Source organism: Enterobacter cloacae complex sp. ECL411 (assembly GCF_021869665.1).
Lineage (GTDB): Bacteria > Pseudomonadota > Gammaproteobacteria > Enterobacterales > Enterobacteriaceae > Enterobacter > Enterobacter intestinihominis.
This window is the reverse complement of record NZ_CP091486.1, coordinates 2,039,335-2,062,244: the sequence shown is the minus strand read 5'-3', so window position 1 is coordinate 2,062,244 and position 22,910 is coordinate 2,039,335. Positions and strand designations below refer to the sequence as shown.

Genomic DNA, 22,910 nt, shown 5'->3' with positions numbered 1-22,910 from the left:
ATGACCCCCCGCATCGTGGAGCTGGCAGGCGGTTTACGCGCAACGCTGGTGCATCAGCCGCAGGCGACACGCGCGGCGGCGCTTGCGCGCGTGAGTGCCGGAAGCCATCACGAGCCACCGCGCTTCGCCGGTCTTGCGCATTTACTTGAGCACCTGCTGTTCCGCGGTAGCCAGCGCTATCAGGGCGACGATCGACTCATGGCGTGGGTCCAGCGTCAGGGCGGTAGCGTCAATGCCACCACGCTGGCTCGCCACAGCGCATTTTTCTTCGATGTGGCCGCCGATAACCTGTCCGACGGCGTCGCACGACTGCGGGATATGTTGCAGGCGCCGCTGCTTTCATGCGATGACATACAGCGAGAAGTGGCGGTCATTGATGCGGAAAACCGGCTCATCCAGCAGCATGATTCCGCCAGGCGCGAAGCAGCGGCACGCCACGCGATGGAAGAACCCACAGTTTTTCGCCGTTTTCAGGTGGGTTGCAAGGATTCTCTGGGGCAGGACCCGGGATCGCTGCAAACCGCGTTGCGCGACTTTCATCGGCGCTATTATGTGGCCGGACACCTGCAATTGTGGCTGCAAGGGCCGCAAACGCTGGATGCGCTGGCCGAGCTTGCCCATACGTTTGCGTCCGGTTTTGCTTCTGGTGGCATGCCTGAAACCGCTCCCCCGTTGCGTCTTAGCGCTGAGGGAGATTTTCAGCTGGCAGTGACGGAGCGACCCGCACTGTGGCGTTGTCCGTTAATTCGAAAAAGTGACAACGTCACCTTATTTCGGGAGTTTTTACTGGACGACGCCCCCGGAAGCCTGATTGCCGGGCTGCGGGCGCGAGGGCTGGCAGAAGATATCACACTGAACTGGCTTTATCAGGATAACGATAACGGCTGGCTGGCGCTAACGGTTGATAGCGAACGACCCGAGGAGAGTGACCCGCATATTACCCACTGGCTACGGGCGCTACAGCAAACGACGGATGAGCAGCAGCGGCATTATTATCGGCTGGCACAGCAGCGTTTCAGCGCCCTGCCGACGCTGGAGCAGCTGCGCCAGCGGGCGTTCGGTTTTGCGCCCGGTGCGGCGCCCGTAAGTTTTTCTGCCTTTTGTGCCGATTTACTGGCGGCGCCCACCTCGTATCTGGCCTGCAAAAAAATTGAAACCGCTGAAATTATCGCCAGTCAGGGGTTTGCTCTGCCGCTTAGCCATTGGCGTCGCCAGCCGGTTGCAGATGATAGCCCCATCGCGTTTTCCTTCTACCCGCAGACTGCCAGGTATGTTACGCCAGCCCCGACGTCAGAAGCCGCTCCGCTGCTGCATTTGTCGGCGCAGACACAACCGCCAACGCTGATCCTGCGCAGGCCTTTTTATTCGTGCCTGGAACGGGCGCAGGGGGTGGCGATGGGCAAACAGTTACGCCCTCTTCTTGCTGAACTGCGCCATATTGACGGCAGCGGCGAGTGGCAAACGGTTGACGGTAGCTGGCAGCTCACCCTGCGGCTTCCTGACGCCGTGGTGACGGCGGAACACATCATCGGGGCGATAATCGATCGCCTCTCCCACCCCGCCCCGGCTCTTACGCCAGTGCCAGAAGGTATTGCCATCCGTGAGCTGCTTCAGCAATTGCCTGAACGTCTGGCATCGGATCCGCCACGAGACGGCTGGCTGGCGGCGCTAGTTGGCGGCAGCGTCGCGCACGCGCACGGGTTAGCCCGGCAGCTTGGCCTGCTCCGGGCGCCGGTTAACGCTAAGCCGACGCCATTAAGCGGTTGTCCCGGCGGGATCGAACACATTCCGCACGCCAGCGCGGATTCGGCGCTGCTGGTGTTTATTCCCCTGCCGCCGGGCGCATCGCTCGCCGCGCTGCGGCTGCTGGCATTATGCTGCGAACCGCAATTTTTCCAGCGCCTGCGCGTGGAACAGCAGATTGGCTACGTGGTCAGCTGTCGTTATCAGCGTATTGCCGATCGCGATGGCCTGCTGCTGGCGTTACAGTCGCCTGACCGCTCTCCCGTGAACCTGTTGGGTTGCTGCAAACAATTTTTGCGTGAGCTGACTCTGTGCGATGAGACGGCGTTCAGCGTATTGCGACAGCAGCTGGCGATGCAAATCCGGTCACCGATGAATGCCAGCGCCACGGCAGTAGCCGCCCTGCGCCAGCGCTATGGTTTACCGGTGTTAACGCCGCAGGCTGTTGATGCCCTGCAACATGACGAGATAATCGCACTATGGCGCGAGATGACTCGCCATCGCCGTCGCTGGCGGGTGCTTTTAACGGGCTGACCGGACCCGCCGCTTTCTTCATATCCGTGTTTTTAGTCAAAAAAAAGCCCCGTACTTCGACGGGGCCAGGTTGCTTATTTTGCTGTTATTTATCCAGCGCGTAGGCAATCACGTAGTCACCACGAACCGGCGACTGGCGTGCACCACCAGCAGAGATCAGAATGTACTGTTTGCCGGTTTTCGGTGATACATAGCTGATAGGTCCGCCCTGGCTACCCACCGGGAGACGCGCTTTCCACACTTCTTCCCCCGTAGAGGAATCAAAGGCGCGCAGGTAGTAATCCTGGGTTCCCGCAATGAAGACCAGACCGCCCTGCGTGGCCAGCGTACCGCCCAGCGTCGGCATACCGACAGGCATTGGCATACGCATTTTTACCCCAAACGGACCGGTATCCTGTACGGTACCGACCGGCACCTGCCAGACGATTTTCTGCGTTTTCAGGTCAATGGCGGAGAGAGAGCCAAACGGTGGTTTCTGGCACGGAATGCCCAGCGGTGACATGAAACGGTTTTTGTTGACCGAATACGGCGTTCCTTTCATCGGAACGGCGCCCATCCCGGCGTTCACGGCTTCACCGCCCGTGTTTGCCACCGCGCTCTGCGGATCTTGCTTAATCAGCTGAACCCACAGGCCCAGACGCATGTCATTGACGAAGATATACTGGTTGTTCGGATCGGTGGACAAACTGCCCCAGTTCATTCCCCCCAGCGAGCCCGGGAAGCTCAGGGAAATATCGGTTCCCGGCATCGTGTACAGACCGTCATAACGCATTGATTTGAAGCTGATACGACAGGCCAACTGGTCAAACGGCGTCGCCCCCCACATATCCGATTCTTTCAGGGTTTCAGCGCCAATCTGCGGCATCCCCACAGAGCGAGGCTGCGTTGCCGGGTACTGTTCACGTGGAATATCCGCTGGTTTTACCGGAACCTCTTTCACTTCAGTGAGCGGTTTACCCGTCAGGCGATCAAGAACGTAAATTTGCCCCGCTTTAGTGCCCACCACCACCGCGGGCTTGTTGCCCTCTTTCGTTGGGAAATCAACCAGGCTCGGCTGCATCGGGATATCGAAATCCCAGAGGTCGTTATGCACGGTCTGGTATACCCACTTCTCTTTCCCGGTAGTCGCATCCAGCGCGAGGATTGAGGTGGCGTATTTGTGATCTTCCGGAATACGGTCAGCGCCCCACAGGTCGACAGAGGAACTTCCCATCGGGATAAACACGGTATTCATCGACGCATCCCAGGACATAGGGGCCCAGGAGTTTGCGGAGCTGCGTTTGTAGTGTTCGCCCGGCTTCAGAACATAGTTCGGATCCGGATTACGCGGATCGAACGCCCAGCGCAGCTGGCCGGTGATCACGTCATAACCACGTATTACGCCGCCCGGCATATCGGTGCTGACGTTATCCGCAATGCGGCCGCCAACCACGACCGTGGTACCCGCCAGCGTCGGGGCCGACGTCAACACATAGGTTGGATCTGACGCGTCGCCCATTCCTTCATGCAGGTTAACGCTGCCGTCAGTGCCGAAATCCGGGCAGAATTTGCCGTTATCGGCGTCTAACGCGATCAGCTTACCGTCAATGGTATTCATCAGGATACGGCGCTGGCATGCCGCGCCCGGTGCGACCTGCGCTGGCAGAACCGGTGTGGAGCCGGCTACCGTTGGCTGTGCCAGCGGTTTGGTGGCATCAAAGTACGCCAGGCCACGGCAGCGCATCCAGATGGCAGACTTAGCGTTGATTTCCGCTTTCCAGATCTCTTTCCCGCTATCGGCATCCACGGCGATCACGTTGTTATGCGGCGTACAGAGGAAGACACGATCGTCTACCTGTAGCGGCGTTTGCTGATCTTCTGCGCCATTGCCATCCGGACTTTGCGGAATATCACCGGTATGGTAGGTCCAGACCGGTTTCAGGTTTTTCACGTTGTCACGGGTTATCTGGTCCAGCGCCACAAAGCGACTACCGCCAGCCGTATTACCGTAGTGATCCCAGTTCTGCTGTTTCGCCTCTTCTTTTACCGGCACCAGCGGGCGCTTTTCGCCGCTAAACGGCACGGTCGGATGGGGTTGAAACATCTGAACAAAGGTGACGCCCATGCCGATAATAAGGACCGCGCAGACCGCCATCGCCCCTTTCGTGGAGGACGGTTTTCCTTCACGCTTACGCAATGCAGGCCAGGTGGCTGCTGCCAGCACCATCAGCCCGGCGGGTACCATTAATCGGGAAACCAGGGGCCAGAAGTCGAGTCCGGCATCGAAAAATGCCCAAATAAGGGTGCCAAGAAACACCAGAGCAAACAGCCCTACGGCAGAGGACTTGCGGCGGAAAAACTGAATAGCAGAGAGCAGCGTGAAAACCCCGGCAATGAGAAAGTACCAACTCCCCCCCAGGGAAGCCAGTTTAAAACCGCCGATGGCAAAAAACAGCCCCGTCACAAGAAGTACCACACCCACCAGCAGGCACCACGGGCCTAACCAGCCCAATGGGCGGGGATTATTGTCTGACATAAAAATGAATCTCCTGATTACTTTATATAAAGCAGGGTTTTATTAACTGCCACGATGTTAAAACCCTGCACAACGCTAATTGTTCGTATGCGAAGCATAAATTAAAAAGAGAACGTAGACAAAACCTATTATGTCGGAAGAAATGAAAACCAGCGCAATTGCATGGGTTTAACAGGGTTAAAATAGCGAATATCGCTAACTACGTCACCGATGCTGGAATATATGACCAGCCGGAAGCTGCTTAAAGGATTAATATCAGGATTCCCCCAAGGCCGGTCTTATAGCGTCAGATTTTTACAGCTGAGCCTTCAAACAGAAGATTTAATTAAGCAATAACCATGAATAAGCACAGGGATAAACCTGAGTTAAGTTTCAGGAAGAAATTATCAATAATTTTAGAGCGTCTGGTGCGTTGAACATTCCGTCATTATCAGCACTGAAAATGTGACTTTCCGCATCAAAGCGGACTCACAGCGTGACAATACAAACACTATCAAATCACTTAATGAAGTCTTTAATCGCAGAAAAGCCAAACAGTAATTCACTATTCTTTCACTACACGTTGACTTTACACCAAGACTAGCGCATATTTTACAGCACAAATTAACAAGACAATTTTTGGAGGACGTTTTCTATGCCAGCCCGTGATTATCCCGACAAGCGTGTTGCTCGCGGTGTAGCAAAGGAGGCCGATCTCAGGATGTTAAGTGCGCGCATCGATCCAGCGCTGATGGAGTACATCCGCATTACTGCGTATGAAACACGGAAAAGTAAGCAGGAAATCGTGGCGGAAGCGTTAGCACTTCACCGCCAAAGGAATCAGATTTTGTCATAAACACCAAAAGCCCGAAAAATCCCCCGGGCTTTTGCTGCTGTCTGGATTACTCCACCAGCGTATTTAACGTCTCCAGCGCCTCAGGCGGCAATACCAGATCGGCTGCCGCCAGGTTTTCACGCAGATGCGCCACCGAAGAAGTACCCGGGATCAAGAGGATATTTGGCGAGCGTTGCAGAAGCCATGCCAGCGCCACCTGCATAGGCGTCGCATCCAGTGAATCCGCCACCGCCTGTAGCCCGGAAGATTGCAGTGGCGTGAAACCACCCAGTGGGAAGAACGGCACCCAGGCAATCCCCTGCTGCGCCAGCGAATCTACCAGCGCATCGTCACCGCGATTCACCACGTTGTACATGTTCTGTACGCATACCACGGAAACCATCTTCTGCGCTTCAGCCACCTGCGAAGCGGTGACGTTGCTCAGCCCAATATGGCGAACCAGCCCCTGTTGTTGCAGCTCCGCGAGGGTGCTTAGCGGCGCGGCAATCGAGCCTTCCGCTGGCCCGTGGGCGCTAAACATGATCCGCAGGTTAACCACGTCCAGCACATCTCGCTTCAGGTTGCGCAGGTTGTCATGCACCGCCTGCGTCAGCTCCTGGGCGGAAAACGCCGCAGCCAGGAGGCGTCCTCGCCGCGTCGGGCTCCGATCTTGGTCACAATCGTAAGGTCATCCCGGTACGGATGAAGCGCCTCGCAGATAAGCTGGTTGGTCACATGGGGGCCGTAAAAATCGCTGGTATCAATGTGATTTACCCCCGACTCTACCGCTTCACGCAACACCGCCAGCGCCGCATTTTTGTCTTTTGGCGGACCAAAAACGCAAGGTCCGGCAAGCTGCATCGCGCCATAGCCAAACCGTTTAACCGTACGCGTTCCGAGCGTGAATGTTCCGCATTTATCTATGCTGCTCATGCTGACCTTCCTCATAAAAATGATCCGGGTTTACAACAGGTTCCGCAACGAAACCATTAGTTAAGCAATAGTAAAATTAAAGTTTAAATTCGCTACGACGATAGTATTGATGTAACCCTGCCTCTTCTATTACGGATGACCGCCATGCTGAAAAATCTGCACGTGATTACCGGTATTATCTTTGCCCTCACCATATTCTGTCTGCTGCAAGTTGTCACGGGAGGGTTGTTCTACTCTGCCGTTAACAACGATCGTCACAACTTTCAGAACTCCGGGTTGCTCAATGCCCAGCAGGAGAGCCTGAGCGACAGTGTGAACACCCTGGTGAAAACGCGCGTTACCGTCACCCGCGTGGCGATCCGCTACCTGAAAAACCAGCGCGACCCGGCCTCTCTCGCAGCGATCAACACGCTGCTGGGCACCGCCAATGGTTCGCTGGCCAAAGCCGAAGACTATTACAAAAACTGGCAGGCGATTCCGCAGGTGAAGGGGCAAAATGCCGCGCTCACCGAAGAGATGCAGAAAGCCTGGAAGAACATGCACGAGGTAATGCGCTTGTCCATTGCGTACTTGCGCGCCGATAACTATCAGGCCTATGGCGACCTGGACGCCCAGCAGGCGCAGGATGAGATGGAGGCGGTCTATACCCGCTGGCGCGCGGAAAACAACGTCCTGCTGAAAGCCGCCGCCGAAGAGAACCAGAACAGCTTTACCCAGATGCAGTGGACGCTGGCGGCGATCTTCCTGACCGTTATCGCCGTGCTGGTGGTGATCTGGCAGGGTTTACAGCACCTGCTCCTGAGACCGCTCAACGCCATCATGAACCATATTCGCACCATCGCGAGCGGCGATCTGACGCAAAACGTCGCGATTACCGGGCGCAACGAAATGGGCCAGCTGGCCGCCGGTCTGCATGAGATGCAACAGTCGCTGGTCAGCACCGTCAGCGCCGTGCGCGGCAGCACAGATTCTATCTACACGGGCGCAGGAGAAATTGCCGCCGGGAGTAACGACCTTTCCGCCCGAACCGAGCAGCAGGCAGCCTCGCTGGAAGAGACCGCCGCCAGCATGGAAGAGCTGACGGCCACGGTGAAACAGAACTCGGATAACGCTCGTCAGGCGACGCTGCTGGCAAAGAATGCGTCTGAAACCGCCGCACGCGGCGGCCAGGTGGTGAATAATGTAGTGCGTACCATGAATGACATTGCCGACAGTTCTCAGCAAATTGCGCATATCACCGGCGTTATCGATAGCATTGCCTTCCAGACCAACATTCTGGCGCTCAACGCGGCGGTTGAAGCCGCCCGTGCCGGCGAACAAGGCCGCGGCTTTGCGGTGGTGGCAGGCGAAGTACGGACGCTGGCCAGCCGCAGCGCGCAGGCGGCAAAAGAGATCAAAGGGCTTATTGAAAACTCCGTCAGCCGGGTGAATACCGGCTCGGAACAGGTGAGCGAGGCGGGTGCGACCATGAAAGAGATCGTCGCGGCCGTGACACGCGTAACCGATATTATGGCTGAAATCTCGTCGGCGTCTGACGAGCAAAGCCGCGGTATTGAACAGGTCAGCCTGGCGGTCTCGCAGATGGACAGCGTAACGCAGCAAAACGCCGCGCTGGTACAGGAGTCGGCAACGGCGGCGGCGGCGCTGGAAGATCAGTCTGAACAGCTGCGCCAGGCCGTGGCGGCTTTCCGGCTGAACATGCAGGAAAACACCGCTCCGCGGCCAAAAAATACAAAAGCACCGCAACTGTTGCGTCCCGCCACGGTCAGTGCCTCAGGTGACACAAACTGGGAGACGTTCTAAGCCTTACCGTTAACGGCTGCGCTTGGCGTGACGTTCCCAGTTCTCCTGTTTCGCCTCATCGGATTTTCGGAGTGAAACATAACATGCCCCGCTGCCGCCGTGATGCGGCAGCGCCACGCAGAAAGCCTGCACGTCCTCGAACTCAGTTAACCAGCGGGCAAGATAACTGCGCACCACGTTCGGGTGCGAATTCTGCTCGCGGCCCTTCCCGTGAATGATAATCAGGTTACGTAAACCGTCGCGGCTGGCCTGGCGAATGAAGGCGTACAGCATCTGGCGGCAGCGTTCGGCGGGCTGACGCAACAGATTTAAGCTGGCCTGTCGGGCGTATTTACCCGAGCGCAGCTTGTCAATAACGCCCTGCTGAACGCCCTCGCGCTGGAACATCAGCGGCTCTTCAAGCGGCAAGAGTTCCAGGAAACCCAGTGTGAGAAAGTTGTCGAGCTGCTCGGTATCGATCTCCTGGCGAACCCGGGTATTACGGCTTTGCTGCCAGTGGATATCGGTGCAGCGTTTCAGGGGCTGGACATCCTCCATGGCGTCAAGAAAAAGTGATTTGTCGTCAGGGTTCATGGAAATCCTCCGGGCACATCGGGGCTTGTACTATACCTGCACCGGGCAGGGGCCTCAATAACCCTTACCGCAAGGGGCAAGATAAATATTAATCTGATGAATATATATAGCTACCATTAAAGTTATTTAAATATTACTTAACTAAAACTACAGCAGAGTTAAAATAAGGGATTTGCGTTGAAATTTTGTAAAACCAATGGCATGCCGCCTTTCTTTTTTCAGGAAAGATGTTATACCTAAATATACCTGCCTCATGGATATAATACCCAGGATTTGCGAAAGGACGCACTGCTGTGTGTACTGTAGGGTCTGTCTGATGTCGGACAGGCTCTATTTTTTCTTTGGCAATTTCACGATAAAACTATTTTTCTCGCTTCCCTTCTGAATTGTGTAATTAATGATTCAGCCAGGGGCGTCTGGCGTGCATCACGGCGCTGAATTAAATAATAGGCCGCTCTGGGAAGTGTTTCCACAACCGGCAGCATGACCAGCCGGTGCGCCAGCAGCGGGTCGCAGCCCAGCTCCTGCGGCAGCACGCTCAGGAAGTCACTTTGTGCGACAAGGCTAATACAGGACGAAAAGGTTTCGCAAACGACGCCAATACGCGGTATCTGCGAGCGATGATGAAATATATCCTCAAGCTGCTTATAATAACTTCCCCGCGGCGTTGGCATTGTCCAGTTATAATGAAGAAGTTCATTAATAGAGGTAGCCCCCAACGCCGGATGTCCTTCCCGACAAAATACCGCAAAAGGTTTCTCAAAGAGTTTTTCAAACGTAAATTCGTGATCGTAAGGCCCCTGATAATAGGTGTTGATGGTAAAGTCCAGCTCACCCTGGCGTAATTCATTGATCATTGATACCAGCTGACCTTCCATAATCCGCACCTTGATCTGAGGCTGCTGCGCATGAAAACGGGAGATAACCGCGGGCATCAGGCTGCGCGCCACGCTGGCACCCATCCCAATATTGATCTGCCCGGTCAGCTCCCCCTGACGCTGACGGATATCATCCTGCGCTGCGCGAAGCTCTTCCAGAATCAAATTAGCGCGGTGATAAAACCCTTCCCCGCACTCGGTCAGGGCGACACCTTTACTCCGGCGCACAAACAGCTGTGCCGCCATGCCCTCTTCCAGCTCTTTAATGGATTTAGTCAGCGCGGGCTGCGAAAGATTCAGCACCCGGCTGGCTCCGCGAATACTGCCCTGGCGCGCCACTTCGACAAAAGCCCGAATTTGATGAAATTTAATCTGAAATGACATAGCCCGACCGATAACCGTTGTTTATCAGAGTAAAGAAACTGTCATCTACTTTAATGGAATCGGATGTGCGAGGGTAATTCCTGAACGGTTAAAACTGTGAAAAATCGCTTAGTGATAAGTAAAAACTATCACAGCGTGAAGCAGTTCACATATTTTAATGATGACAGGAAAAGATATGAACGCACTGGCGCAGTACATCCACACATTAGCCCCCCAACTGAGCGCATGGCGTCGCGATTTTCACCATTTCGCGGAATCCGGCTGGGTGGAGTTTCGCACTGCCGCGAAAGTCTCGGAGATCCTGGACTCGCTGGGTTACGAGCTGGCGATGGGTCGCGATGTCGTGGATGCCGAAAGCCGGATGGGGTTGCCCGATGACGCAACCCTGGCGCGGGAATTTGCCCGCGCCCGCGCGCAAGGCGCACCGGAAAAATGGCTCGCGCCGTTCGAAGGCGGGTTCACCGGCATTGTCGCGACCCTGAATACCGGTCGCCCCGGCCCGACGCTGGCCTTTCGCGTGGACATGGATGCGCTTGATCTGAGCGAAGCGCATGACGACAGCCACCGGCCGTACCGCGACGGTTTTGCCTCCTGCAACCCGGGCATGATGCACGCCTGCGCGCACGACGGCCACACCACCATTGGTCTGGGGCTGGCGCAGGTGCTTAAGCAGCATGAAGCCCAGCTCAACGGCACCATCAAACTGATCTTCCAGCCTGCCGAAGAGGGTACGCGCGGCGCCCGCGCTATGGTCGCTGCAGGGGCGCTGGACGACGTGGACTACTTTACCGCCATTCATATTGGAACCGGCGTTCCGGAAGGGACGGTGATCTGCGGCAGCGATAACTTCATGGCGACCACCAAATTTGACGTGCGCTTTACCGGCGTTGCCGCACACGCTGGCGGTAAACCGGAAGAGGGCCGTAACGCCCTGCTCGCGGCGGCCCAGGCCGCTATCGCGCTGCATGGCATCGCGCCCCACAGCGAAGGCGCGTCCCGGGTTAACGTCGGAGTCATGCAGGCGGGCAGCGGACGCAACGTGGTTCCGGCTAATGCGTTACTTAAGGTTGAAACCCGCGGTGAAAGCGAGGCCATTAATCAGTATGTCTTCGATCGCGCGCAGGCGGTGATTACCGGCGCGGCAGCGCTCTACGGCGTAACAGCCGGGATAAACCTGATGGGGGCGGCGACCTCCAGTGCCCCCTCCCCGGCCTGGGTCGATTATCTGCGCGAACAGGCAAGCCAGGTGCACGGCGTGACTCATGCCATTAATAAGGTCAAAGCGCCTGCGGGCTCCGAAGATGCCACGCTAATGATGGCCCGCGTGCAGCAGAACGGCGGCATGGCCTCGTATATGGTCTTCGGCACCGAACTGAGCGCCGGACATCACAACGAAAAATTCGATTTTGATGAGCAGGTGATGAACGTTGCCATCGAAACACTGGCGCGAACTGCGCTTAATTTCCCGTGGACGCGAGGTGTGTAATGCAGGAGAACTACGCTTTTATCGCTGATGCCATCGACACGCGATGTCAGACGTTTACCGATATTGCCGACGACATCTGGGATCATCCCGAAACGCGCTTTGAAGAGTTCTGGTCCGCCGAACGGCTTGCCAGCGCGCTGGAAGCCGAGGGCTTTACCCTGATGCGGGAAGCCGGAGGCATTCCCAACGCCTTTATTGCCAGCTACGGCAGCGGCAAGCCCGTTATCGCCCTTCTGGGCGAATACGACGCCCTGGCCGGGTTGAGCCAGCAGGCGCACTGCGCGACGGCGCAATCCGCCACCCCGGGGGCTAACGGCCATGGCTGCGGGCATAACCTGTTGGGTACTGCTGCCTTTGCCGGTGCGGTGGCGGTGAAAAGCTGGCTGGAACAGCACGGCGGCAGCGGAACGGTACGATTTTACGGCTGCCCCGGCGAGGAAGGCGGCTCTGGTAAAACCTTTATGGTGCGTGAAGGATTATTTGACGATGTGGACGCTGCCGTGACCTGGCATCCGGAAGCCTTTGCCGGGATGTTTAACGTCAGCACGCTGGCCAATATTCAGGCCGCCTGGCGGTTTAAGGGGATCGCCGCCCACGCCGCAAACTCCCCACATCTGGGACGTAGCGCGCTAGATGCCGTGACGTTGATGACCACCGGCACAAACTTCCTCAACGAACACATCATTGAAAAAGCGCGCGTTCATTACGCCATCACCGATACCGGCGGAATTTCGCCTAACGTGGTGCAGGCTCAGGCAGAAGTGCTGTACCTGATCCGCGCTCCGGAGATGGCCGATGCGCAGCAGATCTACGCGCGCATCGAGAAAATCGCCCAGGGCGCGGCGATGATGACCGAAACCACAGTCGAGTGTCGCTTTGATAAAGCCTGCTCCAGCTATCTGCCGAACCGTACGCTCGAAGGGGCCATGTACCGCGCATTGCTGCATTACGGCACGCCGGACTGGACGGAAGAAGAACGCGAATTTGCCCGTGAAATCCGCGCCACGCTCACGGCAAACGACCTGCAAAACAGCCTGAAAAACATAGCCGCAACGGGGGCCGAAGAGGGAAAAGCCTTTGCCCGACGCCATCACGAAACGCTACTGGTGGATGAAGTTGCCCCTTACGCCATCACCGATAACGTGCTGGCAGGCTCCACCGACGTGGGGGATGTCAGCTGGAAGATGCCTGTCGCACAGTGCTTTAGCCCCTGTTTTACCGTCGGCACCCCGCTGCATACCTGGCAATTGGTGGCGCAGGGGCGTACCTCTATTGCCCATAAAGGCATGCTGCTGGCCGGAAAAGTGATGGGCGCGACCGCGCTGCATCTGCTTCAGGATGCCGACCTGCTGCGAAAATGTCGGGAAGAATTCGAACAACACATAACAGAAAAACCGTACGAGTGTCCGATCCCGCAGGACGTGACACCGTCACCTTTAAAATAAAAAAACACAACACAACACAACACAACAACAGTCCCGAGGAACGCCCATGAGTATGTCTTCCATACCTTCGCATTCCCCATCCGGTAAGCTCTATGGCTGGGTTGAAAGGATCGGCAATAAAGTGCCGCACCCTTTCCTGCTTTTTATCTATTTAATTGTCATCCTGATGGTCGCGACAGCCGTGCTGTCCGCCTTTGATGTGAGCGTGCGCAGCCCGGCCGACGGCAGCATGGTGGCCGTAAAAAATCTGCTCAGCGTGGAGGGGTTGCACTGGTTTTTGCCGAACGTGATTAAAAACTTCAGCGGTTTTGCGCCGCTGGGCGCCATCCTGGCGCTGGTGTTAGGCGCGGGTCTGGCCGAACGTGTGGGTCTGCTGCCCGCGCTGATGGTGAAAATGGCCTCGCACGTCAGCGCGCGTTATGCCAGCTATATGGTGCTGTTTATTGCCTTCTTCAGCCATATCTCGTCCGACGCGGCGCTGGTGATCATGCCGCCGATGGGGGCGCTGATTTTCCTCGCCGTTGGCCGTCATCCTGTTGCGGGCCTGCTGTCGGCGATCGCAGGCGTCGGCTGTGGGTTTACTGCTAACCTGCTTATCGTGACCACCGATGTGCTGCTCTCCGGCATCAGCACGGAGGCAGCCAGCACCATCGATGCGGCCATGCACGTCAGCGTGATCGACAACTGGTACTTTATGGCCAGTTCGGTGATTGTCCTGACGATTGTCGGGGGGCTGATTACCGATAAGATCGTTGAGCCGCGCCTGGGTAAATGGGAAGGCCGGAGCGATGAAAAGCTGGAGACGCTGAGCAAAGAGCAGCAATTCGGCCTGCGCGTCGCCGGGATCGTCTCGCTGGCGTTCATTGCGGCTGTGGCGCTGATGGTGGTGCCGGAGAATGGCGTGTTGCGCGATCCAATCAAACACACCGTACTTCCCTCGCCGTTTATTCAGGGTATTGTGCCGCTGATAATTCTCTTCTTTTTCGTCGTTTCGCTCGCCTACGGCATCGCTACCGGTATAATCCGCCGTCAGGGAGATCTGCCGCACCTGATGATCGAGCCGATGAAGGAGATGGCGGGTTTTATCGTGATGGTGTTCCCGCTGGCGCAGTTTGTGGCCATGTTTAACTGGAGCAACATGGGCAAGTTTATGGCCGTGAGCCTGACGGACGCGCTGGAGGCGGCGGGGTTGAGCGGGGTTCCGGCGTTTGTCGGCCTGGCGCTGCTGTCGTCCCTGCTGTGCATGTTTATTGCCAGCGGGTCGGCCATCTGGTCGATTCTGGCCCCCATCTTTGTACCCATGTTTATGATGCTCGGCTTTCATCCGGCATTCGCCCAGATCCTGTTCCGTGTCGCCGATTCTTCGGTGATCCCGCTGGCGCCCGTGTCACCTTTCGTTCCGCTGTTTTTAGGCTTCCTGCAACGCTACAGACCGGAGGCTAAGCTGGGTACCTACTATTCGTTGGTCTTGCCCTATCCGCTTATCTTCTTAGGGGTATGGCTGGTGATGCTGGTGGCGTGGTATCTTCTCGGTCTGCCGATTGGACCGGGTATTTACCCGAGGCTGAACTAAGGAATACTGATGCTGAGATTACTCGAAGACAAGATTGCGACACCGCTGGGGCCGCTGTGGGTTATCGCGGATGAAGCGTTCAATCTTCGCGCTGTTGAGTGGGAAGAGCACAGCGACCGGATGGTTGAGCTGCTCAACATTCATTATCGCGCCGAGGGTTACGAGCGTATTACAGCCCGTAATCCTGGCGGGCTGAGCGATAAACTGGCGGCCTACTTCGAGGGCGATCTCAGCATTATTAATACCCTGCCAACCGCCACGGCGGGTACCCCTTTTCAGCGCGAGGTGTGGCAGGCGCTACGTAACATTCCCTGCGGGCAGGTGATGCACTACGGTCAGCTGGCAGAGCAGCTTGGCCGTACCGGCGCGGCGCGCGCAGTCGGTGCGGCGAATGGCTCAAATCCCGTCAGCATTGTGGTGCCTTGCCATCGCGTGATCGGGCGCAACGGCACCCTCACGGGCTATGCCGGGGGCGTACAGCGTAAAGAGTGGCTGCTGCGTCACGAAGGGTATTTTCTGCTGTAATTCCCAGGCTTTTTGTGCTTAATTTTCTTCCTGTTAGGCTAATAATCCTTAATCATTCTGTGGAATTTCAAGGAGATGGCAACTCGCTGCCGTCTCTTGCCTTTATTGGGGGTTTGCCAGACTTACGTCCTTACCAAAAAGATGTTAAAATTGACCAATATCAATTAAGGCTTGAGCAAACCTATGATCCCGGAAAAGCGAATTATACGACGCATTCAGTCTGGCGGTTGTGCTATCCATTGCCAGGATTGCAGCATCAGCCAGCTCTGTATCCCGTTTACTCTGAATGAGCATGAACTCGATCAGCTTGACAATATCATCGAGCGCAAAAAGCCTATTCAGAAAGGGCAGACGCTGTTTAAAGCGGGAGACGAACTGAAATCGCTCTATGCTATCCGTTCTGGCACCATCAAAAGCTACACCATTACCGAACAGGGCGACGAGCAGATCACTGGCTTCCATCTGGCGGGCGATTTAGTCGGCTTTGACGCCATCGGCAGTGGCCATCACCCGAGCTTTGCTCAGGCGCTGGAAACCTCTATGGTTTGTGAAATCCCGTTTGAAACGCTGGACGATCTGTCCGGTAAGATGCCGAACCTGCGTCAGCAGATGATGCGTCTGATGAGCGGTGAGATCAAAGGCGATCAGGATATGATCCTGCTGCTTTCCAAAAAGAATGCCGAAGAGCGTCTGGCCGCCTTTATCTATAACCTCTCCCGCCGTTTCGCGGAACGTGGCTTCTCCCCACGCGAATTCCGTCTGACCATGACGCGTGGCGATATTGGTAACTATCTGGGCCTGACCGTGGAAACCATCAGCCGTCTGCTGGGTCGTTTCCAGAAGAGCGGAATGCTGGCGGTTAAAGGTAAGTACATCACCATTGAAAACGGTGAAGCGCTGGCCATTCTGGCGGGTCACTCACGTAACGTGGCATAACTCTCCCGGATATCTTATGCCAGGTCGATAAATTTTCATGATTATTGATCTGGCAAAAACTTCCCCCCTGTTTCATTCAAGATATATAGGTTACTCTTTTACTTACAGACTGTGGTGACAGTAGTAAGGAGACCTGTATGGCAAAGTATCAATATATGCTGGTGGCTATCGATCCGAATCAGGACGATCAGCCAGCATTACGACGTGCTGTGTATTTACATCAACGGATTGGTGGCAAAATTAAAGCCTTTTTGCCGATTTATGACTTCTCATACGAGATGACCACCCTTCTGTCGCCTGACGAGCGCACCGCTATGCGTCAGGGAGTGATCAGCCAGCGTACCGCGTGGATCCGCGAGCAGGCGAAGTATTATCTGGAAGCGGGCGTACCTATCGATATCAAGGTGGTCTGGCACAACCGTCCTTTCGAAGCCATTATTCAGGAAGTGGTGGCCGGTGGGCATGACCTGCTGCTGAAAATGGCGCACCAGCATGACAAACTGGAATCCGTGATTTTCACCCCGACCGACTGGCACCTGCTGCGCAAATGCCCTTGTCCGGTATGGATGGTGAAAGATCAGCCGTGGCCTGAGGGCGGGAAAGCCGTCGTGGCGGTCAATCTGGCCAGCGAAGAGGATTATCACAATTCGCTGAACGAGAAGCTGGTGAACGAGACCCTTCAGCTTGCCGACCAGGTTAACCATACCGAAGTCCATCTGGTGGGAGCCTATCCGGTTACGCCAATCAATATCGCCATCGAGCTGCCTGAATTTGACCCGAGCGTGTATAACGATGCGATTCGCGGTCAGCATCTGCTGGCCATGAAAGCGCTGCGCCAGAAATTCAGTATCGATGAGAACATGACCCACGTAGAAAAAGGGTTACCGGAAGAGGTTATTCCGGATCTGGCGGAGCATTTGCAGGCCGGGATTGTGGTGCTGGGCACCATTGGCCGGACCGGTATTTCTGCCGCGTTCCTGGGTAATACCGCCGAGCAGGTGATCGACCATCTTCGCTGCGACCTTCTGGTTATCAAACCGGATCAGTATCAGACGCCGGTTGAACTGGACGATGAGGAAGACGATTGACCCCAAAATGAAAGCCCGCCGGTAACGGCGGGCTTTTTTTATTGCGCTTCGCTCAACCGTTGCGCCGGTGCCTCGTCGCCAGCATTCATCCAGGGCGCGTGCAGAACCATGCTCGGCAGCGCCAGCTTGATCTCCTGCTGGTTCAGCCCCTCCAGAATACGAATATTGATCTCCTGCTGAATATCCATGTACTTGTTGTAATCCGCCGTATTAACGATATGGACCACCTCGAAGGTCAGGCGATCGCGATCGAAGCCCAGGAAATGGGCGCGGTCAAACTTCGTTTCCCCGACGTCGGTAATGATCTGTTTGACCATATCACCCACTGAACGCAGTTTTTCCGGCGCCGTGTCGCTGGCGACCCCGAAGGTAAAGACGATCCGGCGCGTTTGCATCCGCTTGTAGTTATGCAGCGTCTGTTGCAGCAGGATGGCGTTCCCACAGACAATTTGCTCCCCGCTCAGGCTACGGATACGAGTGGTTTTCAGGCCGATGTGCTCTACCGTCCCGGCGACATCGTTAAACACCACAAAATCGCCGATTTCGAACGGCTTATCAAAACCGATGGAGAGCGATGCAAACACGTCGCTCAGGATCGTTTGCACCGCGAGGGCGATAGCAATACCCCCTACCCCAAGGCTGGCAACCAGAGCAGTGATGTTGACGCCCGCGTTAGCAAGAATAGACAGCAGCATCACTGACCAGACAATGGCACGGAGGATAAGCCCCGTGATCACCAACGTCACCGGGTTTTTATGGCTTCCCGGCGCCAGCATGACGTGACGAAGCCACGACACCACCCCCTGATCCATCCACAGCGCCACCTGGATAGCGAAGACCAGGAACCAGGCGTGGCTCACGGTACCAAAGAGATGATCCGGTAAGTCGACGAAACGCAGGCTGAACAGCAGCGCCACGACAAAAAGCAGGAAGCGGCTGGTGCGGTTAAGCATATCCGTCAGGATAAAACGCATCCGGTTGGTGGTGGGATGCTTGTCGCCCCAGGTGGTGATCCCTTTCTTAACAAAGGCGATCAGGCGCGTCAGCAGCCAGTACACCAGCAGAGTTACAAAGACTACCGTGGCGACGCCAATCCAGAATGATGGCGTCATCATCAGCGCGATGATGTCAAAGCGGGACAGAAATTGCATTACACCTCCTCGTATTACACAAAGGGTAAAGTATAGACAGAGGAGAATGGCTGACCGCAGAAATAAGAAAACCGCCCCCAGGGGCGGTTTGACAGGATGAAGCGGAATTAAAGAGATTTCAGAATCGCATCCACGCTGGCCTTGGCGTCGCCAAACAGCATGTGGGTGTTATCTTTAAAGAACAGCGGGTTCTGCACGCCAGCATAGCCGGTGTTCATAGAGCGTTTGAAGACAATGACGTTCTGCGCCTTCCACACTTCGAGAACAGGCATACCCGCAATCGGGCTGCGCGGATCATCCTGCGCCGCCGGGTTAACGGTGTCGTTGGCGCCAATCACCAGTACGGTGTCGGTGTCGGCGAAATCATCGTTGATCTCGTCCATTTCCAGCACGATGTCGTAAGGCACCTTCGCTTCCGCCAGCAGCACGTTCATGTGGCCTGGCAGACGCCCCGCCACCGGGTGAATACCAAAGCGAACCTTGATACCGCGCGCGCGCAGTTTCTCGGTGATTTCCGCCACCGGATACTGCGCCTGCGCCACCGCCATGCCATAGCCCGGGGTGATGATAACGGAATGCGAGTTTTTCAGCATCTCTGCGGTGTCTTCCGCACTGATTTCACGGTGTTCACCCACTTCCTCATCAGAACCGGTTGATGAACCGTCAGAACCGAAGCCACCCGCGATGACGCTAATAAACGAGCGGTTCATCGCCTTACACATGATGTAAGACAGGATCGCACCGGAAGAACCGACCAGCGCACCGGTGACAATCAGCAGGTCGTTGCTCAGCATGAAGCCTGCTGCCGCCGCTGCCCAACCGGAATAGGAGTTCAGCATGGAGACGACTACCGGCATATCTGCCCCGCCGATAGACGCCACCAAATGCCAGCCGAAGGCCAGCGCGATAATGGTCATCACCAATAACGCCAGCACCTGCAAGCCTACGCTTTCGGTACGCACGAAGACCACCAGCAGCACAAAGGAAACGACCAGCGCCGCCAGATTCAGCTTGTGGCGGTTAGGCAGCATCAGCGGTTTGGAAGAGATCTTCCCGCGCAGTTTGCCGAACGCCACGATTGAGCCGGTGAAGGTCACCGCGCCAATGAAGATGCCGAGGAACACTTCGGTCAGGTGGATGTTCACCAGAATCGGTTCCAGACCCGGTTCGTGGTACAGATAGCTGTTGAAGCCCACCAGCACCGCGGCCAGACCCACGAAGCTGTGCAGAATAGCAACCAGCTCCGGCATCTCGGTCATTTCAACGCGTTTCGCCAGACGAATACCAATCGCACCACCGATGATCATCGCCACCAGGATCCACGCCACGTTGCCGGTGTCCGGCCCAAAGATGGTGGCAATCAGCGCAATCGCCATCCCGGCGATACCAAAGTTATTTCCCTGCTGAGACGTTTCGTGTTTGGAAAGCCCCGCCAGACTGAAAATAAACAGGATTGCAGCAACAATGTATGCGGCTGTAACTAATCCTCCAGACATATGCTACCCCTTAGCCTTTACGAAACATTTTCAGCATGCGCTGAGTCACGGTGAAACCACCGAAAATATTGATACTGGCGATCAGCACTGCAATGAAGCTCAGGAAGCTGATCCAGCCGCCATGACCAATTTGCAGCAATGCCCCAACCACGATAATCCCGGAGATGGCATTGGTAACCGACATCAGCGGGGTATGCAGCGCATGGGAAACGTTCCACACGACGTAGTAACCCACCACGCAGGAGAGCGCGAAGACGGTGAAGTGGCCAAGGAACTCTTTTGGCGCGACGTCCGCCAGCCAGCCAAACAGGATAATGACCAGCGCCATGATGGCGTATTTGCGCCACGGCGACGCAGGTTTCGCTGGTTCTGCAGGCTCAGGCGCCGCTTTCGGCGCAGCCTGAGGCTGAGCGGAAACCTGTATCGGCGGTGCAGGCCAGGTGATCTCCCCTTCACGCACCACGGTCACGCCGCGCACCACCACATCATCAAAATCAACGGTGATGTTGCCGTCTTTCTCTTTGCAGAGCAGCTTCAGCAGATTAACGAGGTTCGTGCCGTACAGCTGAGAGGACTGGGTTGGCAGACGTCCTGGCAGGTCGGTATAACCGATCACCTTCACGCCGTTCGCGGTCGTCGTGACCTGATTTGGCACGGTATACTCACAGTTACCGCCGTTTTGCGCCGCCAGATCGACAATCACGCTGCCCGGCTGCATGGAATCCACCATCTCACGGGTGATCAGCTTCGGCGCCGGTTTACCCGGAATAAGCGCGGTGGTGACAATGATGTCCACCTCTTTTGCCTGCGCCGCAAAGAGCGCCATTTCCGCCTTAATAAAGGCTTCAGACATGACCTTCGCGTAACCATCACCGCTGCCCGCTTCTTCCTTGAAGTCCAGCTCAAGGAATTCGGCGCCCATACTCTGCACCTGCTCCTTCACTTCCGGCCGGGTATCAAACGCACGAACAATAGCGCCCAGGCTGTTTGCGGCCCCAATGGCGGCAAGACCTGCCACACCGGCACCAATTACCATCACCTTCGCGGGTGGTACTTTGCCTGCGGCCGTAATTTGACCGGTAAAGAAGCGACCAAACTCATGAGCAGCTTCGACAATGGCGCGATAGCCGGCAATGTTTGCCATAGAACTCAGCGCATCCAGAGACTGCGCGCGCGAAATACGCGGCACGGAATCCATCGCCATCACGGTGACACCGCGTGCCGCCAGCTTCTCCATCAGCTCCGGGTTTTGGGCTGGCCAGACAAAGCTCACAAGCGTCGTGCCCGCGTTCAGCAGTTCAATTTCACTCTCTTCCGGTGCGTTTACCTTCAGAATAATGGGTGATTGCCAGACCTCAGCACCGTCCACTACGTCCGCGCCAGCCTGAGTAAAGGCCTCGTCATCGAAACTCGCCAGTTTGCCCGCGCCGCTTTCAATCGCGACGGTAAAACCCAGTTTAAGCAGTTGCTCCACCGTTTTTGGTGTTGCCGCTACGCGGGTTTCATTGGCTAACCGTTCTTTTGGTACCCCAATACGCATAGTTTTCCCTTCCATCGGTTTGTGATGATGGTTTGTCGATAATTGCCCGCGGTTCGTATCAATTTTCACCATCGCGATAACGACGGAGAATGATTAACCCCGGAAAATAAAACAGTAACAAACTTTCTATAACCTACTGAAAATAGCGCCCGTGATCTACCGCCAGAAAACACTATTTCTTATTTTATCTGTGAAAAATAAGCGATCGGGGTCACTGACAGAGATATTTACCTTAAATTCGCCTTCAGGACCGATAAATCGCGCAAGCGAAGCGGTAAAAACATGATATAGCGCCATAAAAGAACAACTCATTAACATTAAATTAACTTGTAAAAGTCATATGCTTAATCAGTTTTTCTTGTGAAACGCCTGTTTTTTCCACATATCACAAAATGTTATCGAATCAGGTCCTTTGCTGAGCACAGGCTGTGAAAAATGCCGCAGACAGCGACGGGTGTTAAATGCCATAATCGGGACCGTCTCAAATTAACAACAACACCAGTACATGGTTTGCGCAAGGCGAAGGATTATTTTTATGAAGCTTAAGAACACACTCCTGGCGTCCGCACTTCTTTCCGCGACCGCCCTGTCAGCGAATGCTGCGACAGAGTTGACGCCGGAGCAAGCGGCAGCGTTAAAACCTTTTGACCATACGGTCATTGTGGGTCGGTATAATTCCATTGGCGATGCCGTCGCCGCCGCATCAAAAGCCGCCGATAAAAACGGCGCTGCCTCGTTTTACGTCGTTGACCAGTCCGATCAGGGCAACAGCGGTAACCAGCGCGTGACTGTTGCGCTGTACAAAGAGAATGCCCCAAAGGCAGATGAACAGAAAAACCGCGTGATTAACGGCATTGTTGAACTGCCGAAAGATCAGGCTGTTCAGCTGGAACCGTATGACACCGTGACCGTTCAGGGCTTCTACCGCAGCCAGCCTGAAGTTAACGATGCCATCACCAAAGCCGCGAGAGAAAAAGGCGCTTACGCGTTTTATATCGTGCGTCAGGTTGATGCCAACCAGGGCGGAAACCAGCGCATTACCGCCTTCATCTATAAGCAAGATGCGAAAAAACGCGTAGTGCAAAGCCCGGATGCGATTCCAGCGGATTCAGAAGCCGGTCGTGCTGCGTTAGCAAAAGGCGGTGAAGAAGCGAAGAAAGTTGAAATTCCGGGCGTAGCAACGTCTGCGGCACCAAGCGCTGAAGTGGGTCGTTTCTTTGAAACCCAATCCACCAAAGGCGGTCGTTATACCGTTACGTTACCAGACGGCACGAAAATTGAAGAGCTGAACAAAGCCACTGCCGCGCAGATGGTGCCGTTCGACAGCATCAAGTTTACGGGCAACTATGGCAACATGACAGAAATCTCCTATCAGGTGGCGAAGCGTGCTGCGAAGAAAGGCGCGAAGTATTACCACATCACCCGCCAGTGGCAGGAACGTGGCAACAACCTGACCATCAGTGCCGATCTGTACAAGTAACAAAACGGTTTCA

16 protein-coding genes and 1 pseudogene are annotated in these 22,910 nt (G+C 55.7%); 10 read left to right on the top strand and 7 right to left on the bottom strand.

Annotated features, from left to right (window positions below; genetic code table 11):
* Positions 1-2,277 carry a pyrroloquinoline quinone biosynthesis protein PqqF gene (gene pqqF / locus L3069_RS09915; RefSeq protein ID WP_038415971.1) on the top strand — a complete coding sequence of 759 codons (2,277 nt, stop codon included), beginning with the start codon at positions 1-3 and terminating at the stop codon, positions 2,275-2,277.
* Positions 2,278-2,362: 85 nt separating this feature from the next.
* Here pqqF and L3069_RS09910 read toward each other — a convergent pair whose 3' ends face one another.
* Entirely contained in the window at positions 2,363-4,792 is a 2,430-nt protein-coding gene (locus L3069_RS09910) for a glucose/quinate/shikimate family membrane-bound PQQ-dependent dehydrogenase (protein ID WP_100167736.1), read from the bottom strand.
* Positions 4,793-5,426: 634 nt separating this feature from the next.
* Here L3069_RS09910 and L3069_RS09905 point away from each other — a divergent pair.
* Positions 5,427-5,627, top strand: a complete 201-nt coding sequence (locus tag L3069_RS09905) for a hypothetical protein (protein ID WP_038415969.1) — start codon at positions 5,427-5,429, stop codon at positions 5,625-5,627.
* A gap of 46 nt (positions 5,628-5,673) precedes the next feature.
* On the opposite strand, the pseudogene L3069_RS09900 reads toward L3069_RS09905, so the two are convergent.
* Positions 5,674-6,539, bottom strand: a pseudogene (locus L3069_RS09900) (aldo/keto reductase family oxidoreductase).
* A gap of 144 nt (positions 6,540-6,683) precedes the next feature.
* On the opposite strand from L3069_RS09900, the gene L3069_RS09895 reads away from it, so the two are divergent.
* Positions 6,684-8,342, top strand: a complete 1,659-nt coding sequence (locus L3069_RS09895; protein ID WP_023299980.1) for a methyl-accepting chemotaxis protein — start codon at positions 6,684-6,686, stop codon at positions 8,340-8,342.
* Positions 8,343-8,351: 9 nt separating this feature from the next.
* On the opposite strand, the gene smrA is transcribed toward L3069_RS09895, so the two are convergent.
* A complete protein-coding gene (gene smrA, locus L3069_RS09890) occupies positions 8,352-8,915 on the bottom strand; it encodes a DNA endonuclease SmrA (RefSeq protein WP_023299979.1) in 564 nt (187 codons plus the stop codon).
* 350 nt (positions 8,916-9,265) lie between these two features.
* A complete protein-coding gene (locus tag L3069_RS09885) occupies positions 9,266-10,177 on the bottom strand; it encodes a LysR family transcriptional regulator (protein ID WP_038415967.1) in 912 nt (303 codons plus the stop codon).
* Between the two features lie 175 nt (positions 10,178-10,352).
* Between L3069_RS09885 and L3069_RS09880 the strand changes: the two genes are divergently transcribed.
* From L3069_RS09880 to uspE, 6 genes are all read left to right on the top strand, one after another.
* Complete coding sequence (locus L3069_RS09880) at positions 10,353-11,663, top strand: M20 family metallo-hydrolase (protein ID WP_038415966.1); 1,311 nt, start codon at positions 10,353-10,355, stop codon at positions 11,661-11,663.
* Positions 11,663-13,108 carry a M20 family metallopeptidase gene (locus tag L3069_RS09875; RefSeq protein WP_038415965.1) on the top strand — a complete coding sequence of 482 codons (1,446 nt, stop codon included), beginning with the start codon at positions 11,663-11,665 and terminating at the stop codon, positions 13,106-13,108. Before L3069_RS09880 ends, L3069_RS09875 begins: the two co-directional genes overlap by 1 nt.
* 46 nt (positions 13,109-13,154) lie before the next feature.
* A complete protein-coding gene (gene abgT / locus L3069_RS09870) occupies positions 13,155-14,681 on the top strand; it encodes a p-aminobenzoyl-glutamate transporter (RefSeq protein WP_038415964.1) in 1,527 nt (508 codons plus the stop codon).
* A gap of 9 nt (positions 14,682-14,690) precedes the next feature.
* Positions 14,691-15,206 carry a methylated-DNA--[protein]-cysteine S-methyltransferase gene (gene ogt, locus L3069_RS09865; protein WP_023306088.1) on the top strand — a complete coding sequence of 172 codons (516 nt, stop codon included), beginning with the start codon at positions 14,691-14,693 and terminating at the stop codon, positions 15,204-15,206.
* A gap of 183 nt (positions 15,207-15,389) precedes the next feature.
* Positions 15,390-16,142: a fumarate/nitrate reduction transcriptional regulator Fnr gene (gene fnr / locus L3069_RS09860; RefSeq protein ID WP_000611906.1), complete on the top strand. Its 753-nt coding sequence runs from the start codon at positions 15,390-15,392 to the stop codon at positions 16,140-16,142.
* 137 nt (positions 16,143-16,279) lie between these two features.
* Positions 16,280-17,230, top strand: a complete 951-nt coding sequence (gene uspE, locus L3069_RS09855; protein WP_038415963.1) for a universal stress protein UspE — start codon at positions 16,280-16,282, stop codon at positions 17,228-17,230.
* 38 nt (positions 17,231-17,268) lie between these two features.
* Here uspE and L3069_RS09850 read toward each other — a convergent pair whose 3' ends face one another.
* From L3069_RS09850 to pntA, 3 genes are all read right to left on the bottom strand, one after another.
* On the bottom strand, positions 17,269-18,381 hold the full coding sequence (locus tag L3069_RS09850; RefSeq protein WP_022647940.1) for a mechanosensitive ion channel family protein: 1,113 nt from the start codon (positions 18,379-18,381) through the stop codon (positions 17,269-17,271).
* 107 nt (positions 18,382-18,488) lie between these two features.
* Positions 18,489-19,877, bottom strand: coding sequence for a Re/Si-specific NAD(P)(+) transhydrogenase subunit beta (pntB, locus tag L3069_RS09845; RefSeq protein ID WP_022647939.1), 1,389 nt, complete (start codon positions 19,875-19,877; stop codon positions 18,489-18,491).
* Between the two features lie 10 nt (positions 19,878-19,887).
* Complete coding sequence (gene pntA / locus L3069_RS09840) at positions 19,888-21,417, bottom strand: Re/Si-specific NAD(P)(+) transhydrogenase subunit alpha (protein WP_017384575.1); 1,530 nt, start codon at positions 21,415-21,417, stop codon at positions 19,888-19,890.
* 535 nt (positions 21,418-21,952) lie between these two features.
* Between pntA and ydgH the strand changes: the two genes are divergently transcribed.
* The gene (gene ydgH / locus L3069_RS09835) at positions 21,953-22,897 is read left to right on the top strand and encodes a DUF1471 family protein YdgH (protein ID WP_022647937.1); all 945 of its coding nucleotides are present in this window, start codon (positions 21,953-21,955) and stop codon (positions 22,895-22,897) included.
* The last annotated feature ends 13 nt before the right edge of the window (positions 22,898-22,910 follow it).

Excerpts from the sequence above, each read along its gene's own strand:
- L3069_RS09910 (WP_100167736.1), bottom strand. The coding sequence starts at position 4,792 with ATGTCAGACAATAATCCCCGCCCATTGGGCTGGTTAGGCCCGTGGTGC.
- uspE (WP_038415963.1), top strand. The coding sequence starts at position 16,280 with ATGGCAAAGTATCAATATATGCTGGTGGCTATCGATCCGAATCAGGAC.
- smrA (WP_023299979.1), bottom strand. The coding sequence starts at position 8,915 with ATGAACCCTGACGACAAATCACTTTTTCTTGACGCCATGGAGGATGTC.
- L3069_RS09905 (WP_038415969.1), top strand. The coding sequence starts at position 5,427 with ATGCCAGCCCGTGATTATCCCGACAAGCGTGTTGCTCGCGGTGTAGCA.
- L3069_RS09850 (WP_022647940.1), bottom strand. The coding sequence starts at position 18,381 with ATGCAATTTCTGTCCCGCTTTGACATCATCGCGCTGATGATGACGCCA.
- L3069_RS09875 (WP_038415965.1), top strand. The coding sequence starts at position 11,663 with ATGCAGGAGAACTACGCTTTTATCGCTGATGCCATCGACACGCGATGT.
- pntB (WP_022647939.1), bottom strand. The coding sequence starts at position 19,877 with ATGTCTGGAGGATTAGTTACAGCCGCATACATTGTTGCTGCAATCCTG.
- L3069_RS09880 (WP_038415966.1), top strand. The coding sequence starts at position 10,353 with ATGAACGCACTGGCGCAGTACATCCACACATTAGCCCCCCAACTGAGC.
- pqqF (WP_038415971.1), top strand. The coding sequence starts at position 1 with ATGACCCCCCGCATCGTGGAGCTGGCAGGCGGTTTACGCGCAACGCTG.
- pntA (WP_017384575.1), bottom strand. The coding sequence starts at position 21,417 with ATGCGTATTGGGGTACCAAAAGAACGGTTAGCCAATGAAACCCGCGTA.
- L3069_RS09885 (WP_038415967.1), bottom strand. The coding sequence starts at position 10,177 with ATGTCATTTCAGATTAAATTTCATCAAATTCGGGCTTTTGTCGAAGTG.
- L3069_RS09895 (WP_023299980.1), top strand. The coding sequence starts at position 6,684 with ATGCTGAAAAATCTGCACGTGATTACCGGTATTATCTTTGCCCTCACC.
- fnr (WP_000611906.1), top strand. The coding sequence starts at position 15,390 with ATGATCCCGGAAAAGCGAATTATACGACGCATTCAGTCTGGCGGTTGT.
- ogt (WP_023306088.1), top strand. The coding sequence starts at position 14,691 with ATGCTGAGATTACTCGAAGACAAGATTGCGACACCGCTGGGGCCGCTG.
- abgT (WP_038415964.1), top strand. The coding sequence starts at position 13,155 with ATGAGTATGTCTTCCATACCTTCGCATTCCCCATCCGGTAAGCTCTAT.
- ydgH (WP_022647937.1), top strand. The coding sequence starts at position 21,953 with ATGAAGCTTAAGAACACACTCCTGGCGTCCGCACTTCTTTCCGCGACC.